We start from the raw sequence: 16,416 nt of genomic DNA, 5'->3' as shown, positions 1-16,416 counted from the left end.
ATAAAAGCTGACCTCGGAATCAGACGCTTCCTACAATGCGCCATTGAATCCGAAAACGAACGAGCGTGCAAATAGCACGCCACCTTACTCCGGACGCGGATGCTTTGCATGGGGCCGCAGTAAGCGCTAAAGCGCTGCGGCCGACCGCTTTGCATGGGGCCGCAGTAAGCGCTAAAGCGCTAACTGCGGCCGACAGAGGGAGACGATGGAATACGACTACATCATCGTAGGCGGCGGCTCGGGCGGCGCGTCGCTGGCGGGGCGCCTGGCCGATCGTTGTCCGCAGGCGAGCATCGCGCTCGTCGAAGCCGGGCCACACACGGCGCGCAATCCGTTCGTCAACATGCCGCTTGGCGTTGCCGCGCTCGTGCCGTTTCGCACGAAAAACAACTACGCCTATGAAACCGTGCCGCAGCCGGGGCTCGCCGGGCGGCGCGGTTACCAGCCACGCGGCCGCGGCTTCGGCGGCTCGAGCGCCATCAACGCGATGATCTACACGCGTGGCCATCCGCTCGACTACGACGAATGGGCGCAGCTCGGCTGCACCGACTGGGCGTGGCGCGACGTGCTGCCGTACTTTTTGCGCGCCGAGGACAACGAGCGCGGCGCGAGCGCCTGGCATGGCGCGGGCGGGCCGCTACGCGTGACCGACTTGCGCGAGCGCAATCCGGTGGCCGTGCGCTTCGTCGAGGCCGCGCGCGAGGCGGGCTTCCGGCTGAACGACGACTTCAATGGCGAGGAGCAGGAGGGCGTTGGCTTCTATCAGGTGACGCAGCGCGGCGGCGAACGCTGCACGGTGGCGCGCGCATATTTGTATGCGCGCGAGCGGCCGAATCTGCACCTGATCGCCAACGCGACGGTCCTGCGCGTGACCTTCGACGGCGCGCGCGCAAGCGGCGTGGAGCTTGCGCGCGGCGGCGCGACCGAGACACTCCAGGCGCGCGCCGAGGTGATCCTGGCGGCGGGTGCGTTCAACTCGCCGCAAGTGCTCATGTGCTCGGGCATCGGCCCCGCCGACGATCTGCGCGCACTCGGCATTGCAGTGCGCCACGACGCGCCCGAAGTCGGCCGCAATCTGATCGACCATATCGATTTCACCTTCAACAAGCGCGTGCATTCGAGCGAGACCGTGGGCTACTCGCTGCGCGGCGCGGCGCGCATGACCGCGGGCTTCGTGCGTTATCTGCGCGGGCGGCGCGGCATGCTCACGACCAATGTGGCGGAGGCGGGCGGCTTTCTGAAGAGCCGGCCCGAACTCGACCGGCCCGACCTGCAGTTGCACTTTTGCACGGCGCTCGTCGACGATCACAGCCGCCGTTTGCATTGGGGCCACGGCTATTCGCTGCACGTGTGCGTGCTGCGCCCGGCGAGCCGCGGCACGGTCACGCTCGCGAGCGCCGACGCGCGCGTGGCGCCGGTGATCGATCCGCGCTTTCTCTCCGATACGCGCGACCTCGACGCGCTCGTGCAGGGCGCGCGTCTTGCGCGGCGCATACTCGACGCGCCCGCGCTCGCGCAGTTGGGTGGCCGCGAACTCTACACACATGGCGAGCAGAGCGACTCGCAACTGCGCGACACGATCGCCCGCCACGCCGATACGATCTATCACCCCGTTGCGACCTGCCGCATGGGCGGCGACGCGCGCTCCGTCGTCGATCCGCAATTGCGCGTGCGCGGCGTGGAGGGTCTGCGCATTGCCGACGCCTCGGTCATGCCGACACTCATCGGCGGCAACACGAATGCGCCGAGCGTGATGATCGGCGAGCGTGCGGCCGACTTCATCGCGCAAGCGAGATACGCGCGCGATACGGTACCTCAGCGCATCGACGCCTGACGCCCGATTTCGCTTTTTCCTACTTCATTGCATGGGCTCATCGCAGGCTGGCCAGCGAGGCGCATCGTCGTCCCGTTGCAACCGCAACATCGCGCAATGTCGCGACTAGTCCAGATTTTCGGGGCTTTTCGTCAAACAATGTGCGGTTTGCCGTTCGCGTGCTTTTTCGAGATTTCGCACTCCCTATAATCGCGCTCGCATTTGGGCGTGTCAGGTGGCGCGTCCGCGAACTGGAGGGTCCGCCTCGATGAGCATCAATGTTTTTCAACTGCTGGAAACCGTGCTGAGCGACAACGTCGTCAAGACGATGGGAACGCGCTACGGGCTCACGCCCGACTTCACGCGCAAGGTCGCGGGCGCCGCCGCACCGGCCATCATGGCCGCCATCATGCATCGCGGCGCCACGCCCGAAGGCGCGCGTAGCCTCTTTTCCACGATCATGTCGTCCGACGCGAATCCGCTGATCGGCAAGCAGCTGCCCGAGTTGCTCGCGAGCACGGCGGGCCTGGGCCAGCTCGAAGCCACCGGCCGCGAACTGGTCCAGAAGGCGACCGGCGCGAATGTCGGCGCGCTCGCCGACGCGGTCGCCGCGCAAACCGGTGCGCCGCAGTCCACGGCCTTCTCGCTCGCCGGCGTGGTTGGCGCGGCCGTCATGGGCATTCTCAAGCAACACTTCACCGCTTCCCAGGGCTTCGTCGGACAACTGCCGACGCTGCTGGGCCATCAGCTCCCGTCAGTCAACGCGAGCCTGACCGACCATCTGGCGAGCGCTGTCGGACTTGGCAGCGCCGCTGCGTTCGCGGGCTCGATCATGAGCCGCCTGAAGGATGTCTCCGCGCATCTCGATCATCCGCAGCCCGTGGTGCGTCCGGTGCCGGCCTCGGTGCCGCCGCAGACCGTGGCCCAGTCCACGCCGCCCATCGCCGAAGAGAAGCGCCGCCATCACTGGCTCTGGTGGCTGCTCGCCGCGCTCGCGCTGATCGTCGCGTTCTTTGCGCTGCGTTCGTGCCAGCGCGATGAAGCGGCGACGCAGGACGCCGCGCAGCCCGCATCGGCCAGCACGATGGCGCCGGGTGCGGTCGCCGCATCGGATGCGGCGTCGCAGGCGGATAGCGCTTCGGCGCCTGCCGCCGGCTCGGACGCGGCCGCTTCTGCCACGGTCGCTTCCGGCCCAATCGCGGCCGCAAGCGATGCCGCTGCGGCGCCGACCCAGGACGCGCATCTGTCGTTCACGGTCGACAAGTCCGGCGTGCCGACGATCACGGCGACGGTGGGCACCGAAGCCGAGAAGACGCAACTCATCGACGCTCTCACGAAGCAGTTCGGCGCAGGCAAGTTCACGGCCAACGTGAACGTCGACGCCGCGACGAAGCCCGCCGAGTGGCTCGCGCACCTCGACGGCCTGCTGCCGCTCATGGCGCTGCCCGGCGCGGAAGTGAAGATCGACGGCACGCACGTCGAGCTGAGCGGCGCGGCCGCCGACGCGAAGGCCGGCTGGCTCGACAAGCTCAAGGCGTTGTTCGGCTCGGGCTTCGATATCGGCGTGTTCAACGTGCAGAAGGCCGTGGCCGATGCGACGCAGTCCTTCCGCGACGCCGTGAAGGGCCTGTTTGGCACGGACAGCTCGTGCGCAGGCGCCGACGTGGCGAAGGTGCTCAACCTGCAGGTCGTGAACTTCAAGACGGGCAGCTCGATCGTGCCGGCTTCCGCAGCCGACGATCTGCGCCAGTCGGCGCGCGCGCTGATCGCGTGCTCGAAGCGCGGCCAGCCGGTCGCGCTCGAAGTGGCGGGCTACTCGGACAACCTGGGCGACAAGGCCGCGAATCTCGCACTTTCGAAGCAGCGCGCGCTCGCGGTGCGTACCTACCTCGCGTCGCAGGGCGTGTCGCTCAGCAAGCTGACGGCACAGGGCTATGGCGACGCGAATCCGGTGGCTAGCAACGACACCGAAAGCGGCCGCTTCCACAACCGCCGCATCGAGTTCGTCGCGAAGTAATCCGAAGTACGGATTACGCGACGTGCGAGAAGCCGTCCGGCGCAAGCCGGGCGGCTTTTTTCATTGCACACCGCTTCAGCCGGGCTTGCCCGGCTGCTTCTCCATTCCAGGCGGATGCACGAAGTCATCGAGAAACGTGAACGGCTTGCCGTACTCCGCGCGCGCAACGTCTAGCCAGGCGCGCGCCGCGTGCGAGAGATAACCGCTGCGCTTCCAGCCGATCGCCATGTCCCAGGTGATTTGCGGCTCGCTCACGGGCAGGCAGGTGAAGCGCTCGGCGTCGAGCCGGCGCACGTAGGGCGCGGGCAGTAGCGCAATGCCCACGCCTGCGAGCACGAGCGCCGCCATCAGGTCCCAGTGGCCGCTGCGCCCCACCACCTGCGGCACGAAGCCGGCCGTGCGGCACGCGTTCAGCACGACGTCGTTGAGCGCGAGGCTTTCGCCGTAGAACACAAACGGTTCGCCGGCCAGTTCCGCGAGCGGCACGGCCAGCTTGTTGTCCCAGCGCGAGCCGCGCCGTGCGACGAGCCACAGCAGCTCGTGCGAGATCGGCAGGACGTCGATGAGCGCGGGATCGACGGGCAGCAGCACGCCGCCCAGCTCCAGTTCGCCCGAGATCAGCGCGGCTTCGATGGCGCGCGAGCCCTGCTCGAACAGCTTCAGCTCGATCTTCGGATAGCGCTGGCGAAATGTGGCGATGGCGGGCGTGAAGAGCGAGCCGCCCATCGGCGGAATGCCGATGGTGAGTTCGCCGCGCCCGAGCGTGCCGAGATCGGCGAGTTCGGCCTGTAGCTGCGCCTGGGCGGCGAGCACGTCCTGGCCACGCTGGTAGACGATGCGCCCGGCGTCGGTGAGCACCATCTGGCGCGCGTCGCGCAGCAGGAGCTGCGTGCCGGTTTCGTCTTCGAGCGCCTTCACCATCTTGCTGATGGTCGGCTGCGTGACGTGCAGTTTTTCGGCCGCGGCGGTGAAGCTCTGTTGCCGCACCACCTCGATGAAATAGCGAAGCGCGCGCAGTTCCACGATCGGGACTCCACAAATGTGCAGGAAGCACGCCCAGCGGGGTGCTGAGTTGGTGCATTCCAATATGGAATGTAGCGGATGATTCTAAGTCATTATGTTTATGCTGCGCTGCAGCCTATACTGACTTCCATTCCAGTGTCACTTAGGGTTTGCCATGACGACCTCGAACACGACCGCGAAAGTTTCCGAAAGCGCCGCGCGCAACGTGGGCGGCGTGGCGAGCCTCGGCCGCCGTATCGGCCGCATTGCTGTGCAGTCGGCGCTGCTCGCGGGCGTCTGGTATGCCGCCGACTTGCTCACGCGTGTCACGCACCTGCCGGTGCCGGGCGGCGTGGTCGGCCTCGTGCTGCTGCTGGCGCTGCTCTTTTGCGGCGGCGTCACGCCGCGCTGGGTGAAGGCCGGCGCCGACTGGCTGCTCTCCGACATGCTGCTGTTCTTCATCCCGGCCGCCGTGGCGGCCGTGAAATACGGCGGCCTGTTTCGCGCCGACGGCTGGCGCCTCGCGCTCGTCGTGGTTGGCGGCACGCTGATGGTGATGGTGGCCGTGGCGTTCGCGGTCGAACAGGCCGCAAAGCTCGAGCGGCGTCTCGCGCTGCGCCGCGTGCGCGATTCGCGCCATCTGGCGCGGGCTTGAGGCTGCAGGGTCCTGAATAGAGAGAGGGTGATTCCGTCATGAACACGTTGTATGCGTCCCTGTTCGCCGACGACGCAGCGCGGCTCATCGCCGCCGGCTGTTTCATCCTCACCGTTGCGCTCTATTTCGTCTCGAAGGCGCTCTATGCGCGCTTTCGCTCGCCGTGGCTCACGCCGCTCGTCGCGGTGCCCGCGGTGCTCGCCGTGTTCGTGCTCGTGCTCCATATTCCGTACCCCGTCTACTTCCAGGACACGCGCTGGCTCATGTGGCTGCTCGGCCCGGCCACGGTGGCCTTCGCGGTGCCGATCTACGAATACCGCGATCTGCTCAAGCGTCACTGGATTTCGCTCACGGTGGGCGTGACGGTCGGCATCATCGTGGCGGTGGGCGGCTCGCTCGCGCTGGCCAAGCTCCTGCATCTCTCGCCCGATCTGCAGCGCAGCCTGATGACGCGCTCGATCTCCACGCCGTTCGCGCTCGCGGTGTCGGACAAGATCCACGCGCCGCGCGACCTCACCGCGCTCTTCGTGATCGCCACGGGCGTGTGCGGCATGCTGTTCGGCGAACTGGTGCTCGGCCTCGTGCCGCTGCGCACGCGGCTCGCGCGCGGCGCGCTCTTTGGCGCGGCGGCGCACGGCGTCGGCACGGCGAAGGCGCGCGAGCTGGGCAGCGAAGAGGGCGTGGTGGCGAGCCTCACGATGATGATCGCGGGCGTGGTGATGGTGCTGCTCGCGCCGGCGCTGGGTTTCCTGCCTGTTTAATTCGCGGCGCGATTGTTCAGCGCGGGCTCGCCCGTTGCGCGGGCGGACTTTATCAGGATGGACCTTTGCCGGACGCGGGTAGGATTCGCGGTCTCGTCGTGTAGGCCACTCTCGGATGTGGCTTACGCTCGTTGTCGGTCACCCTCATCCTGTTCCATGCAACCGATCACCATCATCGTCGCGTGCTACAACGGCGCCGCCACGCTTGCCCGCGCGCTCGACAGCTGTCTCGCGCAACCTGAAGCCGAGCGTATTCTCGTCGTCGACGACGGCTCGACCGACGCCTCCGCCAACATCGCGCGCATCTACGCGATGCGCGAACCCCGCGTGCGGCTCGTGCAGATGCCCGACCCGGGCGGTGCGGCACGCGCACGCAACTGGGGCGCGCTGCAGGCGGCCACGCCATACCTCGCGTTCCTCGACACAGGCGACGAGTATTTGCCTCATGCGCTCGCCGCCGCGCACTCGCATCTGGAGCAGCATCCGCACGAAGCAGCGATTCGGCTTGACGTCGACTATGCGGGCTTTCCGGACCGGCTCGCCGCGCACCCCGATTTCGCCAGGCACGCCGAAGCGATCAGCAATACGGCGCCGAGCAGTCTCGTGATCCGCCGTGGCGCGTTTCTCGCGCTGGGCGGCTTTCCCATGGACGAAACCTTTCGCCGCCACGGCGGCGAAGATGGTGCGCTCGCGTGGGCGCTGAGCGAGGCCTTCGGGCAGCGCCGCCTGATCGACGCGAAGCGGGTGCGTCTGCACTATCGCGCAGGTATGGCCGCGGAACGCTATTTGAGCCTTCAGCTGGGCTTGAGCGAGGTGCAGGCGGCCCTGCACGGCGAAACGCTGCGCGCATCGGAAGCCTTTCTCGCCACGGCAATGGCGAGCGTGCGGCAGACATGCGGACTCGCGTTGCGGGGCCAGGGCCATTGAGGCGCGCGCGGCGCCCGGTCGGTCGCGCCGCCGCCATCCAACTGGCCGTCTCAATTTGCTACAATCACGCCTCGTCTTCGAGGAGCGTTGCGACGGGTTTTCTCTAACCCGCCAGGCTCGAAGGCGCTCAATACGGTCGATTCGAGGGCACGATGCCGCGAAGTCACCGCACTGAAAACGGCGCTCACGTCTTTAATTTCTAGTCACTTTTAGAAAGGAGGGCGTGATGAACGCCGCAGTTCCGCAAGATCAAGCCAAAGATTTCATCGTCGCCGACATGTCGCTCGCCGCATGGGGCCGCAAGGAACTCAACATCGCCGAGACCGAAATGCCGGGCCTCGTGCAAACCCGCGAAGAATACAAGGCGCAGCAGCCGCTCAAGGGCGCGCGTATCGCCGGTTCGCTGCACATGACCATCCAGACGGGCGTGCTGATCGAAACGCTCACGGCGCTCGGCGCCGACGTGCGCTGGGCCTCGTGCAACATCTTCTCGACGCAGGACCACGCTGCCGCCGCCATCGCTGCAGGCGGCACGCCGGTGTTCGCGTTCAAGGGCGAATCGCTCGACGAATACTGGGAATTCTCGCACCGCATTTTCGAATGGCCGAACGGCGAATTCGCCAACATGATTCTCGACGACGGCGGCGACGCAACGCTCTTGTTGATCCTCGGCTCGAAGGCTGAAAAGGACCGCTCGGTCATCGCCAAGCCGACGAACGAAGAAGAAGTCGCGCTGTACAAGTCGATCGCCGCGCACCTCGACGTCGACCCGACGTGGTACTCGAAGCGCCTCGCGCACATCAAGGGCGTGACCGAAGAAACCACGACGGGCGTGCACCGCCTGTACCAGATGGAGAAGGAAGGCCGTCTGCCGTTCCCGGCCATCAACGTCAACGACTCGGTCACGAAGTCGAAGTTCGACAACCTGTACGGCTGCCGCGAGTCGCTCGTGGACGGCATCAAGCGCGCGACCGACGTGATGATCGCGGGCAAGATCGCCGTTGTGGCCGGTTACGGCGACGTGGGCAAGGGCTGCGCGCAATCGCTGCGTGGTCTCGGCGCGACCGTGTGGGTTACGGAAATCGATCCGATCTGCGCGCTGCAAGCCGCGATGGAAGGCTACCGCGTCGTGACGATGGAATACGCCGCCGACAAGGCCGACATCTTCGTGACGGCAACCGGCAACTACCATGTGATCAACCACGACCACATGAAGGCGATGCGCCACAACGCGATCGTCTGCAACATCGGCCACTTCGACTCGGAAATCGACGTCGCCTCGACGCGCCAGTACACGTGGGAAAACATCAAGCCGCAAGTCGACCACATCATTTTCCCTGACGGCAAGCGCGTGATCCTGCTGGCCGAAGGCCGCCTCGTGAACCTCGGCTGCGCCACGGGCCACCCGTCGTTCGTGATGTCGAACTCGTTCACGAACCAGACGCTCGCGCAGATCGAACTGTTCGTCGAAGGCAGCAAGTACGAGAACAAGGTGTACGTGCTGCCGAAGCACCTGGACGAAAAGGTCGCGCGCCTGCACCTCGCGCGCATCGGCGCGAACCTCTCCGTGCTGTCCGACGAGCAGGCTTCGTACATCGGCGTTGAGAAGAACGGTCCGTTCAAGCCGAACCACTATCGCTACTAAGGCGATACAACGCGATACAAAGTGGGCTGGGGTTTTAAGCCCGCTTTAAGCGGTCAAGCGGATGCTGACCCCAATCCCCGCGCGTGCTGCGCGCGAGGACCGCGGGCGGCATCCGCCGCCGGCACCTGGCGATACAAAAGCAACGACGCAAAAGGAGTCCTTATGACCGTGCTGCTGACCTGGCTGATCAACGCGCTCGCGCTCCTGATCATCACCTGGCTCGTTCCGTCGATCCATATTCGCAGTTTCGGCACCGCGCTCATCGTCGCGATCGTGCTCGGCCTCATCAACGCCGTGCTGCGCCCGCTGCTGATCGTGCTCACGCTGCCCGTGACCATCCTCACGCTCGGCCTGTTCATCCTCGTGGTGAATGCGCTGTGCTTCTGGCTGGCGGCGTCGCTCCTCAAGGGCTTCGAGGTGTCGGGCTTCTGGTCGGCATTTTTCGGCTCGATCCTGTACAGCATCGTCTCGTGGCTGCTTTCGGCGCTGATTTTCGGCAACCGCAGCCTCGGCTGATGCGGGCCCGGGCCGCTCACGTACGCGGCCTGGCCTCACTGGCCTCATCAACATGAAACCGATCGAACTCTCATTCGAATTCTTCCCGCCGAAGACGCCGGACGGCGTGGAAAAGCTGCGCGCCACGCGCGCCCAGCTCGCCACGCTCAAGCCGAAGTTCGTCTCGGTGACGTTCGGCGCGGGCGGCTCGACGCAACAGGGCACGCTCGACACCGTCGTCGATATCGCGAAGGAAGGCATTGAAGCGGCGCCGCACCTCTCGTGCATCGGCTCCTCGAAAGAAAGCCTGCGCGCGATTCTCGGCGAGTACCGCTCGCACGGCATCCGCCACATCGTCGCGCTGCGCGGCGACCTGCCCTCGGGCATGGGGGCGGTGGGCGAGTTGCGCTACGCGTCGGAGCTCGTTGCCTTCATCCGCGAGGAAACCGGCGACGCGTTCCACATCGAAGTGGCCGCGTATCCCGAATACCACCCGCAGGCGCGCTCGCCGCGCCACGACCTCGAAGCGTTCGCGCAAAAGGTGAAGGCGGGCGCCAATTCGGCGATCACGCAGTACTTCTTCAACGCGGACGCGTATTTCCGCTTTGTCGAGGACGCGAAGAAGCTGGGCGTGGATATTCCCATCGTGCCCGGCATCATGCCGATCACGAACTACTCGCAGCTCATGCGCTTTTCGGAGATGTGCGGCGCCGAAGTGCCGCGCTGGGTCGCGAAGCGTCTGGAAAGCTTCGGCGACGATCGCGAGTCGATTCGCGCGTTCGGGCTCGACGTGGTGACGGACCTGTGTCGCCGCCTCATGGAGGCGGGCGTGCCGGGTATCCACTTCTATACGCTCAACGCGGCGCAGGCCACGAAAACGATCTGCGAGCGGCTGGGGTTCTAAGGCGCTCACTGGCGACGAGCCAGGCTTCAACAAACCGCGCGGTTCCCGGACTCCCGGGCCGCGCGGTTTTTTTTTTGAGGGTAGGACGGTGCGGTTGACGTGCGTCAGGAACGCATGGCCGCCCTCGAGCGCGCGTCAAAGCGGCGCGCGATTATCGTTATCCGGCGCAATAAAAGAGGGGCAAAGGTACGCTGCACCGCACCATGCGGCAACAAGCGATCCTGTCAACCCGGCGTTTTCCACAGGCGACGGGACTTTTGGCTTGCTTGTGACTGCGGCACCTGCTCAAGTAAGATCGCGCTACGCTGGCGCAAGCCGGCACTGAACTGGAGGAAACATGAAAGAAAACAAACTGTTGCGTGCTGCCCGATTGACGTCTCTCGTGGCGCTCGCAGCGGCATCGATTGCTGGAGCCCCGCTCGCGCACGCCGCGCAAAGCATTCCGAACAAGACGCTCGTCTACTGCTCGGAAGGCAGCCCCGCTGGCTTCGATCCGGCGCAATACACGACCGGCACCGACTTCACCGCGAACACGTTCACCGTCTACAACCGTCTCGTCGAATTCGAACGCGGCGGCACGAAGGTCGAACCGGGCCTCGCAGAATCGTGGGACGTTTCCCCGGACGGCAAGACCTACACGTTCCATCTGCGTCACGGCGTGAAGTTCCAGACCACGTCGTTCTTCAAGCCCTCGCGCGAATTCAACGCCGACGACGTCGTGTTCACGTTCGACCGGATGCTCAACCCGAACAACGCGTTCCGCAAGGCGTACCCGGTCTCGTTCCCGTACTTCACGGACATGGGCCTCGACAAGCTGATCGCGAAGGTCGAGAAGGTCGACCCGTACACGGTCAAGTTCACGCTGAACGAGCCGAACGCGCCGTTCATCCAGAACATGGCGATGGAATTCGCCTCGATCCTTTCGGCGGAATACACGGATCAGCTGATGAAGGCCGGCAAGGCTGCCGACCTGAACCAGAATCCGGTCGGCACGGGTCCGTTCATCTTCAAGAGCTACACGAAGGACGCGACGATCCGTTTCGACGGCAATCCTGACTACTGGAAGCCGGGCGCCGTGAAGCTCTCCAAGCTGATCTTCTCGATCACGCCGGACGCGAGCGTGCGCGTGCAGAAGATCAAGCGCGACGAATGCCAGGTGATGAGCTATCCGCGTCCCGCCGACATCGCGCCGCTGAAGGCCGAGGCGAACATCGCGATGCCGTCGCAGCCGGGCTTCAACCTGGGCTACCTGTCGTACAACGTCACGCACAAGCCGCTCGACAACGCGGACGTGCGCCACGCGCTCGACATGGCGATCAACAAGAAGGCGATCATCGACTCGGTGTACCAGGGCGCGGGCCAGCTCGCAACCAACCCGATGCCGCCGACCCAATGGTCCTACGTCAAGAACCTGCCGGCCAACGCGTACGACCCGGAAAAGGCCAAGGCGCTGCTCGCCAAGGCTGGCCAGTCGAACGGTTTCGAGATCACGCTGTGGGCCATGCCCGTGCAGCGCGCCTACAACCCGAACGCGCGTCTGATGGCCGAAATGATCCAGGCCGACTGGGCCAAGATCGGCGTGAAGGCGAAGATCGTCACGTATGAGTGGGGCGAGTACATCAAGCGCGCGCACGCGGGCGAGGACGACTCGATGCTGATCGGCTGGACGGGCGACAACGGCGACCCCGACAACTGGCTCGGCACGCTGCTCGGCTGCGAGGCCGTGAACGGCAACAACTTCGGCAAGTGGTGCTACAAGCCGTTCGACGAACTGGTCCAGAAGGGCCGCCAGACGTCGGATGTTGCGCAGCGCACCAAGTTCTACCAGGACGCGCAGCACATTTTCGCGCAGCAACTGCCGTTCTCGCCGATCGCTCACTCGACCGTCTATCAGCCGGTCAGCAAGAAGGTGATCGACATGCGCATCGAACCGCTCGGCTACGCGCGCTTCGACGGCGTGGGCATGCAGTAATGTTTATCGGGTAGTTTTCGCCCAGCTTTCACCTGATCGGAAAGCGGGCGAAATATGGTCCGGCGACCGGGGTCACGAGCCCCTGTCGCCGGTTGCGTTTCATTTCAAGCTTTTGGGGGAACACCACATGTTCCGCTTCGTATTGCGCCGCATCGGCATGGTCATACCCACGTTCATCGGTATCACCATTCTGGCGTTCGCACTCATCCACCTGATTCCGGGCGACCCCATCGAAGTGATGATGGGCGAGCGCGGCGTCGATCCGCAAATGCACGCCGAGGCGATGCACCGCCTGGGGCTCGACGAGCCCCTGCCGATGCAGTATTTCCACTACGTCTGGCACGCCATCCACGGCAACCTCGGGACCTCGATCATCACCAATACGAGCGTGATGGGCGAGTTTCTCGCGCGCTTTCCCGCCACCGTCGAGCTGTCGATCTGCGCGCTCATTTTCGCGCTCGCAGTCGGCTTGCCCGCTGGCGTGTTCGCGGCACTGCGGCGCGGCACCGTCGTCGATCACGGCGTCATGGGCACCGCGCTCACCGGCTACTCCATGCCGATTTTCTGGTGGGGGCTCATCCTCATCATGGTGTTCTCGTCGAAGCTCGGCTGGACGCCTGTGTCGGGCCGCATCGCCGTGGAATTCGACATTCCGCACGTGACCGGCTTCATGCTGATCGACTCGCTCCTGCCCGGCACCGACGAAGGCGCGTTCAAGTCGGTCGTGAGCCACCTGATCCTGCCGGCCATCGTGCTCGGCACGATTCCGCTCGCCGTGGTCGCGCGCATGACGCGCTCGTCGATGCTCGAAGTGCTGCGCGAGGATTACATCCGCACCGCGCGCGCCAAGGGTCTTTCGCCCGTGCGCGTGATCGTCGTGCATGCGCTGCGCAACGCGCTCATCCCCGTGGTGACCGTGATCGGCCTGCAGGTCGGCACGCTGCTCGCGGGCGCGGTGCTTACCGAAACGTTGTTCTCCTGGCCGGGCATCGGCAAATGGCTGATCGACGCGATCAGCCGGCGCGACTACCCGGTGGTGCAAGGCGGCATTCTCATGATCGCGACGCTTGTGATCGTCGTGAACCTGTTCGTCGATCTGCTGTACGGCGTGCTCAACCCACGCATTCGACATACGAGGTAAGCGAGCCATGAAAATGCGAACCCCACAACACACCATTGAACACCAGGAGGCATGATGGCTGACATTCAGAACACCGTGCCTCGCGCCGTCACGCCGCCTTCGGGCCGCGCGCTCGTGCTGCGCGAATTCTGGGCGAACTTCTCGCGCAACAAGGGCGCGGTGGGCGCCGGCGTGATCGTGCTGCTGCTGATCTTCGTCGCGATCTTCGCGCCGCTCATCGCGCCGCACAGCCCCATCGAGCAATATCGCGATTTCGTGAAGATTCCGCCCGCCTGGCTCGACGGCGGCAACTGGAAGTTCATTCTCGGCACCGACGAAGCGGGCCGCGACATCCTCTCGCGTCTCATGTACGGCGCGCGGCTCTCGCTGTGGATCGGCTGCGTCTCGGTCGTGCTCGCGCTGATTCCGGGCATCGTGCTCGGTCTCGTGGCCGCGTTCTTCGAGAAGTGGGCCGATACGCCGATCATGCGTCTCATGGACGTGCTGCTGGCGCTGCCCTCGCTGCTGCTCGCGGTCGCGGTGGTCGCGATCATCGGCCCGGGGCTCACGAACACCATGCTCGCCATCGCGATCGTGGCGCTGCCCGGTTACGTGCGTCTCACGCGCGGTTCGGCATTGGGCGAACTGCACAAGGAGTACGTGACCGCTTCGCGCGTGGCCGGTGCCGGCACGATGCGCCTGATGTTCTCGCAGGTGCTGCCCAACTGTACGGCACCGCTCATCGTGCAGGCGACGCTCGGCTTTAGCTCGGCGATTCTCGACGCCGCCGCGCTCGGCTTCCTCGGCCTCGGCGTGCAGCCGCCGCGGGCGGAGTGGGGCGCGATGCTCGCCTCGGCGCGCGACTATATCGACAGCGCATGGTGGATCGTCACGATGCCTGGCCTTTCCATCCTGATCTCGGTGCTCGCGATCAACCTGCTCGGCGACGGGCTGCGCGACGCACTCGATCCCAAGCTAAAGCGGATGGCCTGACATGAACAACGAACTTCTCACCATCCGCAACCTGGCCGTGAACTTCAACGGCCTGCCCGCCGTGGACCGCGTGAATCTTTCCGTGGCGCCGGGCGAAGTGCTCGGCATCGTCGGCGAATCGGGCTCGGGCAAGAGCGTGACGATGATGGCGCTCATGGGCCTGATCGACGCGCCGGGCAAGGTCACGGCCGACTCGATCACGTTCAATGGCCGCGATCTTCTCAACGCAACGGGCAAGGAGCGACGCCGCATCGTGGGCAAGGACATCGCCATGGTGTTCCAGGACGCGCTCACGAGCCTGAACCCGAGCTACACCGTCGGCTATCAGATCAAGGAAGTGCTCAAGCTGCACGAAGGCCTGCGCGGCTCGGCGCTGCATGCGCGCGCGCTCGAACTGCTCGACCAGGTGGGCATTCCCGACGCGAAGAACCGCATCGACAACTTCCCGCACCAGATGTCGGGCGGCATGAACCAGCGCGTGATGATCGCGATGGCCGTGGCCTGCAACCCGAAGCTGCTGATCGCCGACGAGCCCACCACGGCGCTCGACGTGACGATCCAGGCGCAGATCATGGAGCTGCTCGTGCGCCTGCAGAAGGAGCGCGGCATGGCGCTCGTGCTGATCTCGCACGATCTGGCCGTGGTTTCGGAAGTCGCGCAGCGCGTGGCCGTGATGTACGCGGGCGAGATCATCGAAACGAACCGTGTGCCGGACATCTTTTCGCGTCCGCATCATCCGTACACGGAAGCGCTGCTCGCGGCGATTCCCGAGCACAACAAGGGGGCGATGCGGCTTGCCGCGCTGCCCGGCATGGTGCCCGGCCGCGACGACCGGCCAAGCGGGTGTCTGTTCGCGCCGCGCTGCAAATACGTGGTGGACGACTGCATGAAGGCACGGCCCGCGCTCAACGCGGTGACCGATGAGAGCGGCTACGCGCAAGTGCGCTGTATCAGGCCGCTGAACGCGGCGGTGACCCAATCCAACGGAGGCGCGCGATGAACGCAGTCCAGCAACACGCGGCTCATGAGGATGACAAGGTTCTCGTCGCGGAAGATCTCAAGAAGCACTACAGCGTCAAGCGCGGCATGTTCGGCACCGGTACGGTGAAGGCGCTCAACGGCGTGTCGTTCTCGCTCACGCGCGGACGCACACTCGCCGTGGTGGGGGAGTCGGGGTGCGGCAAATCGACGCTCGCGCGCCAGCTCACGATGATCGAGCCTCCCACCTCGGGCAAGCTCACGATCGACGGCGAAGACGTTGCGCACGCAAACGCAGCGAAGATCGCCGCGCTGCGCCGGCGCGTGCAAATGGTGTTCCAGAACCCGTTCGCCTCGCTCAACCCGCGCAAGACCGTGGAGCAGACGCTCGGCGAGCCGCTCGCCATCAACACGCGGCTCACGGCGACTGAGCGCGCGGACCGCATTGCGCACATGATGCGCATCGTCGGCCTGCGGCCCGAGCACGCCAAGCGCTATCCGCATATGTTCTCGGGCGGCCAGCGCCAGCGCGTGGCGATCGCGCGCGCGATGATTCTCGATCCGCAGATCGTCGTGGCCGACGAGCCGGTTTCCGCGCTCGACGTCTCGATCCAGGCGCAGATTCTCAATCTGTTCATGGACTTGCAGGAACAGTTCCGCACGAGCTACGTGTTCATTTCGCACAACCTGGCCGTGGTCGAGCACATTGCCGACGACGTGATGGTGATGTATCTGGGCGGCGTGGCGGAACTGGGCGACAAGGACACGGTGATCTCGCGGCCGCGCCATCCGTACACGCGCTCGCTGCTCTCGGCCACACCCGCGATTTTCGAAGCGGACCGCCGCGTGAAGATCAAGCTCGAGGGCGAATTGCCTTCGCCGCTGAACCCGCCCTCTGGTTGCACGTTCCACCAACGTTGTCCATACGCGATCGACAGGTGTCGTAAGGAAGTTCCTGTACTTCGCGAAGTGGACGGCCGTCAGGTATCCTGCCATCGTGCAGAGGAGGTGGGGGAAGAGGATGGGCGGCCTATGCCGGCCTGAAGCGACGGCGGCGCGTCGTTTTATCGTTGCGCGCCGCCAGTTGATGGGCGGCCGTCGCGCCGCCCTTTTCACTGATTTTCCCACCGTTTT

General features: G+C 65.3%; 14 protein-coding genes and 1 riboswitch. Of the genes, 13 read left to right on the top strand and 1 reads right to left on the bottom strand.

All coding sequences use genetic code 11. The features are described 5' to 3' along the window. The first annotated feature begins 205 nt into the window (after positions 1 to 205). Positions 206 to 1,834, top strand: a complete 1,629-nt coding sequence (locus U5A57_RS30015) for a GMC family oxidoreductase (RefSeq protein WP_321915316.1) — start codon at positions 206 to 208, stop codon at positions 1,832 to 1,834. Between the two features lie 247 nt (positions 1,835 to 2,081). Further along, positions 2,082 to 3,830: an OmpA family protein gene (locus U5A57_RS30010; RefSeq protein WP_321915315.1), complete on the top strand. Its 1,749-nt coding sequence runs from the start codon at positions 2,082 to 2,084 to the stop codon at positions 3,828 to 3,830. 75 nt (positions 3,831 to 3,905) lie between these two features. Here U5A57_RS30010 and U5A57_RS30005 read toward each other — a convergent pair whose 3' ends face one another. Beyond that, on the bottom strand, positions 3,906 to 4,853 hold the full coding sequence (locus tag U5A57_RS30005; RefSeq protein WP_321915314.1) for a LysR family transcriptional regulator: 948 nt from the start codon (positions 4,851 to 4,853) through the stop codon (positions 3,906 to 3,908). 154 nt (positions 4,854 to 5,007) lie between these two features. Here U5A57_RS30005 and U5A57_RS30000 point away from each other — a divergent pair, with 154 nt between their 5' ends. The 11 genes from U5A57_RS30000 to U5A57_RS29950 all read left to right on the top strand — a co-directional run bounded on the left by U5A57_RS30000 (position 5,008) and on the right by U5A57_RS29950 (position 16,326). Next, positions 5,008 to 5,487 carry a CidA/LrgA family protein gene (locus U5A57_RS30000; protein ID WP_321915313.1) on the top strand — a complete coding sequence of 160 codons (480 nt, stop codon included), beginning with the start codon at positions 5,008 to 5,010 and terminating at the stop codon, positions 5,485 to 5,487. Between the two features lie 38 nt (positions 5,488 to 5,525). After that, on the top strand, positions 5,526 to 6,248 hold the full coding sequence (locus tag U5A57_RS29995) for an LrgB family protein (protein WP_321915312.1): 723 nt from the start codon (positions 5,526 to 5,528) through the stop codon (positions 6,246 to 6,248). 156 nt (positions 6,249 to 6,404) lie between these two features. Next, positions 6,405 to 7,175: a glycosyltransferase family A protein gene (locus U5A57_RS29990; RefSeq protein WP_321915311.1), complete on the top strand. Its 771-nt coding sequence runs from the start codon at positions 6,405 to 6,407 to the stop codon at positions 7,173 to 7,175. A gap of 73 nt (positions 7,176 to 7,248) precedes the next feature. Next, positions 7,249 to 7,368, top strand: a riboswitch (S-adenosyl-L-homocysteine riboswitch). Between the two features lie 33 nt (positions 7,369 to 7,401). Continuing rightward, the gene (gene ahcY / locus U5A57_RS29985; protein WP_321915310.1) at positions 7,402 to 8,820 is read left to right on the top strand and encodes an adenosylhomocysteinase; all 1,419 of its coding nucleotides are present in this window, start codon (positions 7,402 to 7,404) and stop codon (positions 8,818 to 8,820) included. 162 nt (positions 8,821 to 8,982) lie between these two features. Beyond that, positions 8,983 to 9,336, top strand: a complete 354-nt coding sequence (locus tag U5A57_RS29980) for a phage holin family protein (protein ID WP_028203399.1) — start codon at positions 8,983 to 8,985, stop codon at positions 9,334 to 9,336. A gap of 52 nt (positions 9,337 to 9,388) precedes the next feature. Continuing rightward, positions 9,389 to 10,219, top strand: a complete 831-nt coding sequence (gene metF / locus U5A57_RS29975; protein ID WP_321915309.1) for a methylenetetrahydrofolate reductase [NAD(P)H] — start codon at positions 9,389 to 9,391, stop codon at positions 10,217 to 10,219. A 337-nt stretch (positions 10,220 to 10,556) separates the two neighbouring features. Then, complete coding sequence (locus U5A57_RS29970) at positions 10,557 to 12,191, top strand: ABC transporter substrate-binding protein (protein WP_321915308.1); 1,635 nt, start codon at positions 10,557 to 10,559, stop codon at positions 12,189 to 12,191. Positions 12,192 to 12,318: 127 nt separating this feature from the next. Beyond that, positions 12,319 to 13,332: an ABC transporter permease subunit gene (locus U5A57_RS29965; RefSeq protein ID WP_321915307.1), complete on the top strand. Its 1,014-nt coding sequence runs from the start codon at positions 12,319 to 12,321 to the stop codon at positions 13,330 to 13,332. Positions 13,333 to 13,386: 54 nt separating this feature from the next. Then, on the top strand, positions 13,387 to 14,304 hold the full coding sequence (locus tag U5A57_RS29960; protein WP_321915306.1) for an ABC transporter permease subunit: 918 nt from the start codon (positions 13,387 to 13,389) through the stop codon (positions 14,302 to 14,304). Position 14,305: 1 nt separating this feature from the next. Further along, positions 14,306 to 15,304, top strand: a complete 999-nt coding sequence (locus U5A57_RS29955; RefSeq protein WP_321915305.1) for an ABC transporter ATP-binding protein — start codon at positions 14,306 to 14,308, stop codon at positions 15,302 to 15,304. After that, positions 15,301 to 16,326: a peptide ABC transporter ATP-binding protein gene (locus U5A57_RS29950; protein ID WP_321915304.1), complete on the top strand. Its 1,026-nt coding sequence runs from the start codon at positions 15,301 to 15,303 to the stop codon at positions 16,324 to 16,326. The genes U5A57_RS29955 and U5A57_RS29950 overlap by 4 nt, the downstream gene beginning before the upstream one ends. Positions 16,327 to 16,416 lie beyond the last annotated feature (90 nt).

The organism is Paraburkholderia sp. J11-2, from assembly GCF_905220185.1.
In the GTDB taxonomy this organism is placed as follows: Bacteria; Pseudomonadota; Gammaproteobacteria; order Burkholderiales; family Burkholderiaceae; genus Paraburkholderia.
The sequence above is the reverse complement of the archived record's forward strand: the minus strand, read 5'-3'. Positions and strand labels throughout refer to the sequence as shown.

Excerpts from the sequence above, each read along its gene's own strand:
- U5A57_RS29970 (WP_321915308.1), top strand. The coding sequence starts at position 10,557 with ATGAAAGAAAACAAACTGTTGCGTGCTGCCCGATTGACGTCTCTCGTG.
- U5A57_RS29965 (WP_321915307.1), top strand. The coding sequence starts at position 12,319 with ATGTTCCGCTTCGTATTGCGCCGCATCGGCATGGTCATACCCACGTTC.
- U5A57_RS29980 (WP_028203399.1), top strand. The coding sequence starts at position 8,983 with ATGACCGTGCTGCTGACCTGGCTGATCAACGCGCTCGCGCTCCTGATC.
- U5A57_RS29995 (WP_321915312.1), top strand. The coding sequence starts at position 5,526 with ATGAACACGTTGTATGCGTCCCTGTTCGCCGACGACGCAGCGCGGCTC.
- U5A57_RS30000 (WP_321915313.1), top strand. The coding sequence starts at position 5,008 with ATGACGACCTCGAACACGACCGCGAAAGTTTCCGAAAGCGCCGCGCGC.
- U5A57_RS29950 (WP_321915304.1), top strand. The coding sequence starts at position 15,301 with ATGAACGCAGTCCAGCAACACGCGGCTCATGAGGATGACAAGGTTCTC.
- U5A57_RS29960 (WP_321915306.1), top strand. The coding sequence starts at position 13,387 with ATGGCTGACATTCAGAACACCGTGCCTCGCGCCGTCACGCCGCCTTCG.
- U5A57_RS30015 (WP_321915316.1), top strand. The coding sequence starts at position 206 with ATGGAATACGACTACATCATCGTAGGCGGCGGCTCGGGCGGCGCGTCG.
- ahcY (WP_321915310.1), top strand. The coding sequence starts at position 7,402 with ATGAACGCCGCAGTTCCGCAAGATCAAGCCAAAGATTTCATCGTCGCC.
- metF (WP_321915309.1), top strand. The coding sequence starts at position 9,389 with ATGAAACCGATCGAACTCTCATTCGAATTCTTCCCGCCGAAGACGCCG.
- U5A57_RS29990 (WP_321915311.1), top strand. The coding sequence starts at position 6,405 with ATGCAACCGATCACCATCATCGTCGCGTGCTACAACGGCGCCGCCACG.
- U5A57_RS30010 (WP_321915315.1), top strand. The coding sequence starts at position 2,082 with ATGAGCATCAATGTTTTTCAACTGCTGGAAACCGTGCTGAGCGACAAC.
- U5A57_RS29955 (WP_321915305.1), top strand. The coding sequence starts at position 14,306 with ATGAACAACGAACTTCTCACCATCCGCAACCTGGCCGTGAACTTCAAC.